Source organism: Microbacterium gorillae (assembly GCF_000826185.2).
In the GTDB taxonomy this organism is placed as follows: Bacteria; Actinomycetota; Actinomycetes; order Actinomycetales; family Microbacteriaceae; genus Microbacterium; species Microbacterium gorillae.
The window spans coordinates 232,717-246,337 of sequence record NZ_LN648873.1; the positions used below are offsets into that span (position 1 = coordinate 232,717).

A 13,621-nucleotide genomic window follows, 5' to 3' on the forward strand; every position below is an offset into this window, starting at 1 on the left:
AAAACGGATCAGGCTTTGTGTGAACCCGACAGCGTGGACGCTCCCCGGCGTGTCGGACGACGTCGAGCGGCCTCCAGGGACCCGATCGAGCCGAGGATGAGGGCCGTCTGCAGGATGAGGGCCTCCCGCGGGCCGGTGGCGTCCCAGCCGATGATCTCGCTGACGCGCTTGAGCCGATAGCGCACGGTGTTCGGATGCACGAAGAGTTCGCGCGCGGTGGCCTCGAGCGAGCGACCGTTGTCCAGGTAGCTCCACAGCGTCGTGACGAGGTCGGACGAGTGCGCCTGCAGCGGGACGAAGATCCGCTCGACCAGAGTCTTCTTCGCCAGCGCGTCGCCGGCCAGCGCACGCTCCGGGAGGAGCTCGTCCGCTTCCACCGGCCGCGGTGCCGCACGCCAGGCGCGGGCGACGGCGAACCCGGCGAGGGCCGCGCGGGCGGAGCGCCCGGCGTCCACGAGCGCCGGAACGGTCGGACCGAGGACGAGGTGTCCGGCGCCGAAGCACGGCTCCAACTGCGCGGCGATGTCCGCGAACGGTGTCTTCGGTTCGGTGGACTCCACGTGATCCGCGGTCTCGGCCGTGTCCGGGTCCTGGGCGCGACCGACGACGAGGACGAGGCGCGAGCCCTGGACGCCGATCAGGATGTCGACGCCGAGCTTGCGGGCGAGGCGGCGCACCTGGTCCACGTCGAACTGCGCCGGCGTGGTGCCGACCAGGACCGCGCATTCGCCGTGACCGTGCCAGCCGAGGGCCGCGATGCGGCTCGGCAGTTCCTCATCGGTCTCGCCGGTGAGGATCGAATCCACGACGAGGGCTTCCAGCCGCGCGTCCCAGAGACCGCGCGCCTCGGCGGCACGGGCGTAGACGTCGGCGGCGGAGAACGCCAGCTCGCGCGAGTAGAGCAGGATCGCTTCACGCAGATGGTCTCCGCGGCCGGCGACCCGCTCCTCGGTCACCTCCACGGTGACCTTGATCAGCTGCAGCGTCTGCTGCAGGCTCACGCTGCGCAGCAGTTCGCGCGGAGCGACGGCAAAGATGTCGGCCGCGATCCAGGGCGTGGAGTTGGGGTCGTCGTACCAGTCGATGAACGAGGTGATCCCGGCCTGGGCGACCAGGCCGACCGACGAGCGCCGTGCCGGGGGCATCTCGGCGTACCACGGAAGCTTCTCCTCGAGTCGCTTCGTGGTCACCGTCGCCAGTTCACCCGAGATGCGGCGCAACCACGCCAGCGTCTCGGCCTTGTCCTGTGCGGTGCTGTCCCCGGCAGGCGCGTTCGCCACCGGCGTCAGGCCTCGCCGCCCGCGTTCCCGCTGGTACCGGCATTGACGTTGGGCAGGTCGTACTTGTCGATGGCCTGCTTCACGACGGAGCGGTCCAGCTTGCCGTCCTCGGCGAGCGAGAGCAGCGTGCGGACGACGATCGACGGTCCGTCGATCTTGAAGAACCGGCGCGCGGCGGCACGGGTGTCGGAGAACCCGAAGCCGTCAGCACCGAGCGCGGCGAAGCGGTTCGGCACCCACTGGCGGATCTGGTCCTGAACGGCGTGCATGTAGTCGCTGACCGCGGTCACCGGGCCCTCGGAATCGGCGAGCTTGGAGGTGACGTAGGCCACCTTCGGCTCCTCCTCCGGGTGCAGGTAGTTGTGCTCGTCGGCCGCCAGGCCGTCCTTGCGCAGCTCGTTCCAACTCGTCACGGACCATACGTCGGCGGTCACGTTCCAGTCGTCCTTCAGCAGCTGCTGCGCCTCGAGCGCCCACGGCACACCCACGCCGGAGGCGAGGATCTGGGCGCGCAGGCCGTCACCCTCGCCGGCCGAGATGCGATGCAGGCCACGGAGGATGCCATCGACGTCCACGTCCGCCGGCTCGGCCGGCTGGACGATCGGCTCGTTGTAGACGGTGATGTAGTACATCACGTCGGGGTTCTCGTGGTTCCCGCCGTACATCTGGTCCAGGCCCGCGCGCACGATGTGCGCGAGCTCGTAGCCGTAGGCCGGGTCGTAGGAGATCGTCGCCGGGTTGGACGACGCCAGCAGGTGCGAGTGACCGTCGGCGTGCTGCAGGCCCTCACCGGTCAGCGTCGTGCGACCGGCGGTGGCGCCGATGATGAAGCCGCGCGCCATCTGGTCGCCGGCGGCCCACTGGGCATCTCCGGTGCGCTGGAAGCCGAACATCGAGTAGAAGACGTAGACCGGAATCAGCGGCTCGCCGTGCGTCGCGTACGACGTGCCGGTGCCGGTGAACGCCGCCACCGCTCCGGCCTCGTTGATGCCGACGTGGATGATCTGGCCCTGGGGGCTCTCCTTGTACGCCAGCAGCAGCTCGCGGTCGACCGAGGTGTAGTTCTGGCCGTGCGGGTTGTAGATCTTGGCGGTGGGGAAGTAGGCGTCCATGCCGAAGGTGCGGGCCTCGTCCGGAATGACCGGAACGATGCGGTGGCCGATCTTCTTGTCACGCAGCAGGTCCTTCAGGAGGCGCGCGAAGGCCATCGTGGTGGCGACCTCCTGCGTGCCGGAACCCTTCTTCGCGAGCTTGTACGCGTCATCGCCCGGCAGCTCCAGGCCGACGTGCGTGGTGCGACGCTCGGGGAGGAATCCGCCGAGGTCCTTGCGGCGGTCCAGCATGTACTGGATCGTCTCGTCCTGCGCACCGGGGTTGTAGTACGGCGGCAGGTACGGGTTCTCCTCGAGCACCGCGTCGGTGACCGGGATGTGCATCGTGTCGCGGAAGAGCTTGAGGTCGTCCAGCGTCATCTTCTTCATCTGGTGGGTCGCGTTGCGGCCCTCGAAGTGCGGACCCAGGCCATAGCCCTTGACGGTCTTGGCGATGATGACGGTCGGCTGGCCCTTGTGCGCCACGGCGGCCTGGTAGGCGGCGAAGACCTTGCGGTAGTCGTGACCGCCACGGCGCAGACCCCAGATCTGGTCGTCGGTGTAGTCCTTGACCATCTCCAGCGTGCGCGGGTCGCGGCCGAAGAAGTGCTCGCGGACGAACGCGCCGGACTCCGCCTTGTACGTCTGGTAGTCCCCATCCGGGGTGACGTTCATGAGGTTGAGGAGGGCACCGGAGTCGTCGTGTGCGAGCAGGTCGTCCCACTCGCGACCCCAGACGACCTTGATGACGTTCCAGCCGGCGCCGCGGAAGAAGCTCTCCAGCTCCTGGATGATCTTGCCGTTACCGCGGACCGGGCCGTCGAGGCGCTGCAGGTTGGCGTTGACGACGAAGGTCAGGTTGTCCAGACCCTCGTTCGCCGCGACCTGGAGCTGACCGCGCGATTCGACCTCGTCCATCTCGCCGTCGCCGAGGAAGGCCCAGACGTGCGAGTCGGACAGGTCCTTGATGCCGCGGTTGGTGAGGTACTTGTTCGTCATCGCCTGGTAGATGGCGTTGATCGGACCGAGACCCATCGACACGGTCGGGAATTGCCAGTAGTCCGGCAGCAGACGCGGGTGGGGGTAGGAGGGCAGGCCGTTCGGGGCGGCGGATTTCTCCTGGCGGAATCCGTCCAGCTGGGACTCGCTGGGGCGTCCCTCCAGGAAGGACCGGGCGTAGATGTCGGGGGAGACGTGGGCCTGGTTGTAGAGGGAATTGCCAGTAGTCCGGCAGCAGACGCGGGTGGGGGTAGGAGGGCAGGCCGTTCGGGGCGGCGGATTTCTCCTGGCGGAATCCGTCCAGCTGAGACTCGCTGAGGCGTCCCTCCAGGAAGGACCGGGCGTAGATGCCGGGGGAGGCGTGGCCCTGGATGAAGATCTGGTCGCCGCCGCCCGGGTGGTCGTGGCCGCGGAAGAAGTGGTTGAAGCCCACCTCGTACAGGGCGGCGGACGAGGCGTACGTCGAGATGTGTCCGCCGACGCCGATGCCCGGGCGCTGCGCGCGGTGCACCGTGATGGCCGCGTTCCAGCGGATCCAGGAGCGGTATCGGCGCTCGAGCTCCTCATCGCCGGGGAACTCGGGCTCGTTCTCCGGGGCGATGGTGTTGATGTAATCCGTGGTCGGGACCATCGGTACCCCGAGGTGCAGCTCGCGCGACTTGGAGAGCATGCTCAGCATGATCTCGCGACCGCGCTGGTGGCCCTTGGCATCGACGAGTCCGCTGAGGGACTCCTGCCACTCGGCGGTCTCCTCCGGGTCGGAGTCGAGGGGTTCCTGAGAGTACGGATCCTGATCGTGAACAGTCACCGGGCGACCTTTCGTCAACGGGCAGATCATGCCGAGGGGTGCGTATTCGTGCGGCCGGGGTCTTTGTCGGAACCGCACAACCGCACGCCTCTCCACCCTACTCATAGTCGGAGGCATGGGCGGTGCGGCGGCAGGAGAAAACCCAGCCGCGGCCGACTCTTCCGGTTAGCGGAATCCGGGCCTGCCGTCCCGAACACGCGTGCCCCTGCGGCGGCCGGTAGGATCGTCCGCAGGGGCCTTTAGCTCAGCTGGTAGAGCGCCACGTTTACACCGTGGATGTCGTCGGTTCGATCCCGGCAGGGCCCACCGCAGGACTGCCGTGCGCTCAGCCGAGGGTGAGGAAGCCCAGGATCGCGGAGACGATGGCGAGCACGCCGAGGACGGCCGGCACGAGCGTCGCCTTGGCCGGGTCCTTCATCGACACGTGGGTGATGATCGCACCGACCATCGTCAGCGCCAGGCCGACCGCCGCGAGCGGCGTGAGGATCGGGGCGATCCCGGTGGCGAGCGGGGCGATCAGGCCGATCGCGCCGAGCACCTCAAGAGCGCCGACGAGCTTGACGACGGCGGGGTGGGCGTTACGGACCCAGCCCATGCCGCCGGCGAGCAACGCGTCCTTCGATTTCAGCAGCTTCATGCCGCCGACCGCCAGGAAGGCGAGGGCGAGGACGATGTTGAGAATCCAGAGGGCGATGAGCATGGGGTTCCGTTCCGTGGGGTCGGTTACGATCAGTTACCGACCATGATGAACGAACGCGGGCACGCGTACAAAAGGCACACGGAGGTAACAGGGTGACATCGGTCGACGCTGCCATCGTCCATCCCTACGAGGGAGCCTGCACGGGGTCGCGGGCCGATCACGCCCCCGCGATCCGCGGCGTCCTGGATCGGATCGGCGACAAGTGGTCGCTGCTGGTGATCGGGACGCTGCGCGAGAGCACGCTGCGCTTCTCCGAACTGCAGCGACACATCCCCGGGATCTCGCAGCGCATGCTCACGCTCACCCTGCGTCAGCTCGAACGCGACGGACTCGTCACTCGCACGGTCTACGCGGAGGTGCCGCCGCGCGTGGAATACGCACTCACCGATCGCGGCCGCACGCTCGTGGATGTCGCCGTCGAACTGGCGAAATGGTCGGTGGAGCACTTCCCGGCGATCGAGCGGTCTCGTGCGGATTATGACCGCACGCACGCGGCGTGAGTCCAGGCGGGAGATCGCGAGTTCGTTGAGCCCCTTCGGTTCGGCTCACGGGGCCAGCCGGACGACCTTCCAGGTGTCGCCGTCTCGCTCATAGCGCAGCCGGTCGTGCATGCGGGCCGGACGTCCCTGCCAGAACTCGACGCTCGTCGGTTCGATGCGGTAGCCGCCCCAGTACGGCGGCACCGGCACGACGGCGTCGGCGAAGCGTGACTCCACCTCGGCATAGGACCGCTCAAGCGCTTCCCGATCCGGCACCGGGGTCGACTGCGCCGAGGCCCAGGCGCCGAGTTGCGAGCCGCGCGGTCGCGTGTCGAAGTAGGCCTGCACCTCCGCCGGCGTCAACGCGCTCGCCGTCCCCGCGACCCGGACCTGTCGCTCGAGGGGGTACCAGGGAAAGAGCAGAGCGCACCGCGGATTGGCGGCCAGTTCCCGACCCTTGGCCGAGGCGGTGCTCGTGAAGAGGACGAATCCGGTGTCCAGGCCCTTGAGCAGCACGATCCGTGAGTTCGGCACGCCGTCGGCGTCCGCCGTGGAGAGGACCATGGCGTTCGGCTCGTGCAGCCCCGCCGCGATCGCCTCATCCAGCCAGCGGCGGAACATGGTGAGCGGATCGCCGGCGAGGTCGTCGACGTCGAGGCCGGCGAGGCCGTACTCGGTCCGCAGGCGCGCGATGGAGTCAGGGTCGATCATTCGGATTTCCGGGTCGTGGACTCGTCGGTCGCGTTGCAACGCGGGCCGCTCATGGCGGAGAGCCTACCCGGGAGGCCCGACGCGTTCTCAAGCCGATGCTGCCCCCACGGTCGACAAATATCAGCGATGTGCTGATATTTTTGCAGTATTAGTCATATACTTCAGTCATGGACACCATCACGGCTGTGATCGTCGACATCGTCGGCTCCCGCAAGGCGAAGGATCGAACGGCCGCGCAGGCGAGCGTGCACGCGGCGTTCGCGGCGGCGGATGAGTCCGTCCCTCCGCGCCGGACGCTGTGGTCCACCGCCGGCGACGAGTTCCAGGTGATCTACCCCTCGCTCGCGGCTGCCGCTGCCGCGACGACCCTCGTCCTGCTTTCCGACGAGCCCGTGGACGTGCGATTCGGCATCGGGGAGGGCGAGTCCGTGACCGTGTCCGGTTCCGCCGACGACGTGCCGATCTACGACGGCAGCGCCTGGTGGAACGCCCGGGCCGCGATCGAGCGCGTGCACCGGACGGCCGGACGCTCGGGGACCTCACGCACGTGGGCGGTCCGGGACGGTGACGATCCGCGCGACCTGAACGCGGCACTCCTGTTGCGGGACGACCTGATCGGCGCGATGAGTGCGCGCGAGCGAAGGATCGCTCGGGCGCTCATCGCCGGGCGCGTGCAGGGGGAGATCGCCGCGACGGAGGGGATCACGCAGTCCGCCGTGTCGCAGAGCGCGCGCCGCTCCGGAGCGGGCACGCTCGTTCGTGTGCAGCAACTCTGGACGGGAGCCGACACATGATGATGCTCGCAGCACTGATCGTGCTCGGCGTGGCCGGCGCGGACGTGGTCGGTTGGTTCATCACGAGATTCGCCCGGGGGCGCGATGCCGTCCTGTCGGCGATGATCGGCGTGGTCGGCTGGGCCGTCCTCGTCGCCGTGATCTCGCTGCCACTCGGCGCACCCGTGTGGGGCATTCCGGTGATCCTGGTGGCGGTCGTGCTGTGGCCGGTCCTGACCGGACTGTGGGCGGCAGCCGCTCTCGCGTACCTCGGCGTCGTCGCCCTGCTCGTCCTGCTGGCCGGACCTCTGGTGGTGGACCTCGCATTCGTCGCCGGGTCCCCGTTCGGCGGGGTTTCGAACGAGCGGGTCGTGGCGCTGATCGGTGTCGCGCTCTTCCTCGGGCTCAGTGCGAACCTGATCTGCCGCGGAGCACTGCGCCGCGCGCGAGCCGCCGAGGAGCCGTCGCTCGTGACCTCGACCGGTCACACGCAGCAGGGCGCGCCGGGGCTCCGTGCCCGCCTGGTGGAGTCCCTGCGGACGCGCTGGCTGACCGAACCCCTGCGGCCGGGGGAGATGCGCGGCGGGCGACTGATCGGGCCGCTCGAACGGTGGATCATCGTGGCCCTCGCGCTCACGGGAGCGCAGGGCGTGGTCGCGGCACTGATGGCGGCGAAGGGGATCGTGCGGTTCCCGGAGATCTCGAAGAACTCCGCGGACGGGTCGAAAGCCGAGGAGTTCCTCGTCGGCTCTCTGATCAGCTGGGGTCTTGCCGGGGCCGGTGCGCTGCTGATCTGGATGACCTGACGACCGCCTCGATCAGCCCCGGGCTGATGAGTGGTGAATATCAGCCCTGCGCTTATGTAGCGGGGACGTCCACCACGACGCGAGGCATCCGAGACACGGGGTCGCACGCGGTAGATTGGACGGGTGAAAGCGAGCCCCCAAGATCAGCGTTCCCTCCTCGATGTCGCGGACATCGACCGCCGCCTGGTCGTGGCGAACGCCCAGCGCACGAATCCGCCGCAGGTCGCTCGCATTCATGAGCTCCAAGCACAGCGTCAGACGCAGACGCACGAGCTGACCGTCCGCGCCGGTGCGCGCGACGACATCCAGGCCGAGATCGCCCGCGTTGAGAGCGACGTCAACACCGCTCGCACCCGTCTCGAGCGCGACGAACAGCGCCTGACCGCGGCATCGGCGAAGGAAGCCGTGGCGCTGGAGAACGAGATCGCCAGCCTCCGTCGACGCATGTCGAGCCTGGAGGACACTGAACTCGAGGCCATGGAGCGTCTGGAGGCGGCGGAAGCGGAGGTCGAGCAGACGCGCGCGGCCATCGCCGCCACGAACGAGGAGGGCGCCCGCCTGAGTGCCGAGGCGAAGGAACTCGTCGCCGACGCGACCACGGCCATCGAAGGTCTCGATCGCGACCGTGCCGCCGTGCTGGGGCGGGTGCCGGAGGCGCTGTCGACGCTGTACGACCGGATCGCCCGCAATGGCGTGGGTGCAGGCCTCTTCCGAGAGAGCATGTGCAACGCGTGCCGCGTGATCCTCACCGCCAGTGACGTCGCGACGATTCGCAGCGCTGCCGACGACGAGGTCCTGTTCTGCCCCGAGTGCGGCGCGATCCTCGTGCGCACGGAGGACTCCGGTCTCTGACCGGTGACCTCGGGAGAATCCGTGACCGCGACCTGGGCGGTCGTCGGCGCGGACCCGGACTCCGACGCGATCGTCGTCGCGCTGTGGGATGACGCGGAGATCGAATCGGTGCGCCTGGCTCGGGCGGATTTCCCGGGCTGGGTCGCGGCGCGCGCGGCCGCGCATCGGTGGGTGTGGGGTGACACCACGGCGTGGTACCCGGACCTGCTCGCCGCCGGCGTCCGCATCGAACGATGCCAGGACCTGCGCCTGTGCCACGCGATCCTGCGCGACACGATGTTCGTGGACGCGACGGCCCTCCGCGCGGCGCACCACTGGGACATCGCCGCGGACGTGGACGGGGGAGCGCGTGTCCCGACGCTGTTCGACGTGGACGTGCCGACCGGCACGGTGCCGCGGGAGATCGGCGAGACGGTCGCCGAGTTCGTCCGACAGCGCGATGTCCTCGAGCGGACTGATGCTCGCCTGCGGCTGCTGACGGCGGCGGAATCCGCCGGCGCACTCGTGGCGGCGGAGATGCGTCACGCCGGGCTGCCGTGGAACGTCGCGGAGCACGAACGCATCCTCACCGCGGAGCTCGGCACACGAACCGCCGGCGGAATGCCGTCGAAGATGATCGAGACGGCGGCGCGGGTCCGACAGGCGCTGGGCGATCCCGCGGTGAGTCTGGACAGTCAGCCGAAGCTGCTGCGTGCGCTGCACCGCGCGGGCGTCCTCGTGGAGTCGACCAGCAAGTGGGAACTCGCCCGCCAGACGCATCCCGCGATCGAGCCACTGCTCGCGTACAAGCGGATGAGCCGCCTGCTCTCGGCCAACGGGTGGACCTGGCTGGACGAGTGGGTCCACGACGGCCGTTTCCGGCCGGTCTACATTCCCGGTGGCGTCGTCACCGGTCGGTGGGCATCCGCCGGCGGCGGTGCGCTGCAGCTTCCCCGGCAGCTGCGTGCGGCCGTGCGCGCCGATCCCGGCTGGCAGCTGGTCACCGCGGACGTCGCCCAGTTGGAGCCGCGCGTGCTCGCCGGGATGGCCCGTGACACCGCGATGGCGACGGCCGCGCGCGGGCGCGACCTCTACGCGTCCCTGGTCGAGCAGAAGATCGTGGAAACGCGGCAGGAGGCGAAGTACGCCATGCTGGGTGCCCTGTACGGCTCCACGTCCGGGGAATCCGGACGCCTCGTGCCGCGGCTGCGTCGCGCGTTCCCCCGTGCGATGGGCGTCGTGGATGCGGCGGCGAAGACCGGGGAGGACGGCGGCCTCGTGGCCACCCTCCTCGGGCGCACCTGTCCACCGGCGTCCGCGGAGTGGACGCGCGTGCAGCGCGCGGCCACGGACGCGGACGTCTCCCCGGGTGAGGAACGACTGGCTCGGTCCCGGGCACGCGAGCGGGGCCGCTTCACCCGCAACTTCGTGGTGCAGGGGACGGCGGCGGAGTGGGCCCTGGCGTGGCTGGCCGACCTTCGTCTGCGCCTCGCGAGGCTCGGCAGCGACGACGCCCCGCCGCACCTGGCGTTCTTCCTCCACGACGAGGTCATCGTCCACGCGCCCGCCGAGGCCGCAGAGGCTGCCGCTCAGGCGATTCGGGACAGCGCCGACGCGGCGGGGAAGCTCCTGTTCGGCGACTTCCCGATCGATTTCCCCCTGGACGTCACGATCGGCACCGACGCCGTCAAGGCGTGACGCCCGCCCACCCCGGTTGTCGACCGAGCGCGCACGGGTCCCAACGTGGTGAGCCGCTTCAGCGAACGGTGAAGGAGGCGCGCAGCAGAGCCGACTCGCGCGAGGACGGGCCGACGCGCAGCTCGAAGGCGCCGGATTCGACGCGGCGGATGCCTTCGGCGTCTACGATCGAACACGCGGCCACGGGGACTTCGATGTCGACCGTCACGGACGCGCCCGGCTGCACGTCGACCTGGCGGTACGTCTTCAGTTCCTTGTCCGCCCAGCTCACCGTCGTCACGGTGTCGCTGACGTAGACCTGGACGGTCTCGCGCGCGGGGCGGTCGCCGGTGTTCGTCAGCGTGACGCGCGCGCGGACCGTGTCGTCGGAGTCCAGTTCCGACTCTTCGAGCACGAGATCGGAGTATGCCACCGTGGTGTACGAGCGGCCTTCGCCGAACGCCCAGGCCGGGCTCTGCGTCAGGTCGGCGTAGCGGTCGCCGTGCTGTCCGCGGATCTGGTTGTAGTACGTCGGCTGCTGGCCGACGTGACGAGCGAACGAGATCGGCAGACGCCCGCTCGGCTCGATGAGTCCGAGCGCGAGTTCTGCGATCGCCCGGCCACCGGCCATTCCGGGAGACGCGACCCAGAGCACCGCGGCGGCGTGGCGTGCCGACTCCGGAAGCACGAGGGGCTTGGACGCCATCAGCACGACGACCAGGGGAGTGCCGGTTTCCGCCAGGGCGTCCAGCAACGCCACCTGGCCGCCGACGAGTTCCAGGGTGGCCGTGGAGCGACCCTCGCCGACCAGTTCGATGACATCGCCCACGACGGCGACGACGTAGTCCGCATCCCGGGCGGCGGCGACGGCCGCGGCGATCTGGTCGGCGTCCGGCGGGGTGGGGCGCACGACCTGCGGGGTCCGGGAAGTGTGTGCCGGCCGGGTCATCCTGCAGCGTCAGGATCTCCGCGCCGCGTTCGTACGTGACCGTCCAGCTCTCCGGGCTGAAGCGGTGGAAGCCGTCCAGCACGGTCGTGATCATCTCGCGCGGGTGCCCGTCCGGCATCCAGCCGGCCTGTCCGGAGTTGCCGGCCCAGTCGCCGAGCTGGGTCTGCGCGTCGTCGGCGAGGGGACCCACGACCGCGATGCGGCGGGGCTCTGCGCTGACGGCACGGCCGGAGTCATCCGCGCTGAGGCCGCCGGCGAACGGCAGCACGCCGTCGTTCTCCAGCAGCACCAGCGAGCGGCGGGTGAGCTCGAGGTTGAGCGCGGTGTGCTCAGGGGTGGCGAGCTCGGTCGCGATCCGCTCCGGGTCCGGGTGGCGCGGGTTCTCGAACAGCCCGAGCTCGAACTTCAGGGTGAGGATGCGCGCGACGGCGGTGTCGAGGTCAGACTCCGCCAGCAGGCCCTGCGCGATGGCGTCGAGCGCGCCCTGGTGGAAACCGGGCGTGGTCATGATCATGTCGTTTCCGGCGCGAACGGCCGCGGCGGCGGCGTGCGCGTAGTCCGGCTGCACCTGCTGCTCCCAGACCATGCGACCGACGTTGTCCCAGTCCGTCACGAGGGTGCCGGTGTAGCCCCACTCTCCGCGCAGGACGTCGGTCAGCAGCCAGTCGTTGACGGTGATCGGCACGCCGTCCATGGTCTGATAGCCGAGCATGAACGTCCGGCATCCCTCCGCCGCCACGCGTTGGAACGGCGGAAGGAACCAGGACCGGAGCTTGCGGCGGGAGATGTCCGCCTCGCTGGCGTCACGGCCGCCCTGCGTCTCGGAGTAGCCCGCGAAGTGCTTCGCCGTGGCGAGGATCGCGGTCTCGTCGGTCAGTCCGTCGCCCTGGTAGCCGCGGACCATCGCCGAGGCGAACTCGCCGATCAGGAACGGGTCCTCACCGAACGTCTCATCGACCCGGCCCCAGCGGAGGTCCCGGCTGATGCACAGCACGGGGGAGAAGGTCCAGTGGATGCCGGTGGCGGCCACCTCGACGGCCGTCGCCCGTGCGGCACGCTCGATGAGCGCGACGTCCCAGGACGCAGCCATGCCCAGCTGGGTGGGGAAGATCGTGGCGCCGTCGAAGAACGAGTGGCCGTGAATGCAGTCCTCTCCCACGATCAGGGGAATCCCGAACTCGGTCTGCGCGGTCAGCGCGTGGGCCTGGGCAAGACGCTCCGGCGAGGCGTGCAGGATCGAGCCGACCTCCACGCGCATGACCTGATCCTCGATGTCGTCGCGGGCATCCAGCTGCATCATCTGGCCGACCTTCTGCGGCACGGACATGCGGTCGATGAGGTCGGCGACGCGCTCCGGAATCGGCAGTGCGGCGTCACGGTAGGCAAAGGTCACGGGATGCTCCAGTGTGGTGATGCGGCGCCCGAGGGCAGCGGGGGAGTCAGTCTTCGGGGTGCGTCGCGAGGGGGTCGAGCACCGGGATCTCGGCGTCCGGATCCGGCAGCGGGTCGGCGACGATCGGATCAACGGGAGCCAGGTCGGTGCGCACGGCGGTCACGCCGCTGTGGGGCTTGATGCCCTTCTTGCGCTGGGCGCGCGCTCGTTCGCCGGCCGATCGGAGGCGCGGGTTGACATACTCGTCGATGCCGAAGTTGATCAGGGACAGGGCGATGCCGATGAGCGCGATGCACAGACCGGCCGGGACGTACCACCACCAGTAGTCCGGGAACGCGCCGTTCTGCTGCGCCCAGAACAGGATCGTGCCCCAGTTCAGGTTCGTGATCGGGATGACCCCGATGAAGGCGAGGGTGGTCAGGCCCAGAATCGCGGCGGTGACGGTGCCGACGAAGCTCGAGGCGATGATCGCGATGAGGTTCGGCAGCATCTCGACGGTGATGATGCGCCACAGGGACTCGCCGTTCGCGCGAGCCGCCTGGACGAAGTCCCGGTTGCGCAGGGACATCGTCTGCGCGCGCAGCACGCGCGCGCCCCACGCCCACCCCGTGATGGCCAGCACCGTCGCGATCACGAGCAGGGGCGGGTCCTCGTACTGGGAGGCGATGATGATCACCAATGGCAGGCCGGGCACGACCAGGAAGACGTTGGTCAGCGCCGAGAGACCCTCGCTCTTCCACCCGCTGACGTAGCCGGCGGTGACACCGACGGCGACGGCGATGATGGTGGCGATGATGCCGGCGGCGAACCCGACGATCAGCACGCCCCGCGTGCCGTAGATGATCTGGCTGAGCACGTCCTCACCCATGTGGGTGGTGCCGAGCCAGTGCGCGGCCGATGGTGGCTGACGCAGGGCGCTGTAGTCCTTCTCGAGCGGGCCGTACGGGGCGATGAGGTCGCTGAACAAGGCGACCAGGACGAACACCCCCAGGATGATCAGTCCGGTCAACGACTTGCCGTTGCGGAACATCGCGAACGAGCGGCCGAGCTGTCCGAAGAACGTCAGTCGCTGGGGCGGTTCGGCGGGCGCGGAGGCCTGCGCGAGGGTTGCGGTCTGGCTCATC

10 protein-coding genes, 1 tRNA gene and 2 pseudogenes are annotated in these 13,621 nt (G+C 69.5%); 6 read left to right on the top strand and 7 right to left on the bottom strand.

The annotated features are described in order from the left end of the window. Positions 1-8: 8 nt before the first annotated feature. From BN1193_RS04095 to BN1193_RS18595, 3 genes and pseudogenes are all read right to left on the bottom strand, one after another. Positions 9-1,289, bottom strand: coding sequence for a PucR family transcriptional regulator (locus tag BN1193_RS04095; protein ID WP_407662087.1), 1,281 nt, complete (start codon positions 1,287-1,289; stop codon positions 9-11). Beyond that, complete coding sequence (aceE, locus tag BN1193_RS04100) at positions 1,286-3,553, bottom strand: pyruvate dehydrogenase (acetyl-transferring), homodimeric type (RefSeq protein ID WP_456085527.1); 2,268 nt, start codon at positions 3,551-3,553, stop codon at positions 1,286-1,288. The genes BN1193_RS04095 and aceE overlap by 4 nt, the downstream gene beginning before the upstream one ends. A gap of 43 nt (positions 3,554-3,596) precedes the next feature. Beyond that, a pseudogene (locus tag BN1193_RS18595) lies at positions 3,597-4,178 on the bottom strand (pyruvate dehydrogenase (acetyl-transferring), homodimeric type); the annotation flags it as partial. Positions 4,179-4,411: 233 nt separating this feature from the next. Here BN1193_RS18595 and BN1193_RS04105 point away from each other — a divergent pair. After that, positions 4,412-4,484, top strand: a tRNA-Val gene (locus tag BN1193_RS04105). Between the two features lie 19 nt (positions 4,485-4,503). Here the strand turns inward: BN1193_RS04105 and BN1193_RS04110 are convergent. Further along, entirely contained in the window at positions 4,504-4,878 is a 375-nt protein-coding gene (locus BN1193_RS04110; protein WP_040164271.1) for a DoxX family protein, read from the bottom strand. A 92-nt stretch (positions 4,879-4,970) separates the two neighbouring features. Between BN1193_RS04110 and BN1193_RS04115 the strand changes: the two genes are divergently transcribed. Continuing rightward, positions 4,971-5,378: a winged helix-turn-helix transcriptional regulator gene (locus tag BN1193_RS04115; protein WP_040164272.1), complete on the top strand. Its 408-nt coding sequence runs from the start codon at positions 4,971-4,973 to the stop codon at positions 5,376-5,378. 45 nt (positions 5,379-5,423) lie between these two features. Here BN1193_RS04115 and pdxH read toward each other — a convergent pair whose 3' ends face one another. Next, positions 5,424-6,068 carry a pyridoxamine 5'-phosphate oxidase gene (gene pdxH, locus BN1193_RS04120; protein ID WP_040164273.1) on the bottom strand — a complete coding sequence of 215 codons (645 nt, stop codon included), beginning with the start codon at positions 6,066-6,068 and terminating at the stop codon, positions 5,424-5,426. Positions 6,069-6,235: 167 nt separating this feature from the next. Between pdxH and BN1193_RS04125 the strand changes: the two genes are divergently transcribed. From BN1193_RS04125 to BN1193_RS04140, 4 genes are all read left to right on the top strand, one after another. Beyond that, positions 6,236-6,862 carry a SatD family protein gene (locus BN1193_RS04125; protein WP_040164274.1) on the top strand — a complete coding sequence of 209 codons (627 nt, stop codon included), beginning with the start codon at positions 6,236-6,238 and terminating at the stop codon, positions 6,860-6,862. Further along, positions 6,859-7,647 carry a hypothetical protein gene (locus BN1193_RS04130; RefSeq protein WP_141396613.1) on the top strand — a complete coding sequence of 263 codons (789 nt, stop codon included), beginning with the start codon at positions 6,859-6,861 and terminating at the stop codon, positions 7,645-7,647. The genes BN1193_RS04125 and BN1193_RS04130 overlap by 4 nt, the downstream gene beginning before the upstream one ends. Before the next feature lie 123 nt (positions 7,648-7,770). Next, the gene (locus tag BN1193_RS04135) at positions 7,771-8,499 is read left to right on the top strand and encodes a zinc ribbon domain-containing protein (protein WP_040164275.1); all 729 of its coding nucleotides are present in this window, start codon (positions 7,771-7,773) and stop codon (positions 8,497-8,499) included. 21 nt (positions 8,500-8,520) lie between these two features. After that, positions 8,521-10,176 (top strand): bifunctional 3'-5' exonuclease/DNA polymerase, encoded by a 1,656-nt coding sequence (locus BN1193_RS04140; RefSeq protein WP_094770297.1) that lies wholly within the window; start codon positions 8,521-8,523, stop codon positions 10,174-10,176. Between the two features lie 58 nt (positions 10,177-10,234). On the opposite strand, the pseudogene BN1193_RS04145 reads toward BN1193_RS04140, so the two are convergent. Both BN1193_RS04145 and BN1193_RS04150 read right to left on the bottom strand, forming a co-directional pair. After that, positions 10,235-12,518: pseudogene (locus BN1193_RS04145) on the bottom strand (exo-beta-d-1,3/1,6-glucosidase). A 25-nt stretch (positions 12,519-12,543) separates the two neighbouring features. Further along, positions 12,544-13,620, bottom strand: a complete 1,077-nt coding sequence (locus BN1193_RS04150; RefSeq protein WP_052460416.1) for an ABC transporter permease — start codon at positions 13,618-13,620, stop codon at positions 12,544-12,546. Position 13,621 lies beyond the last annotated feature (1 nt).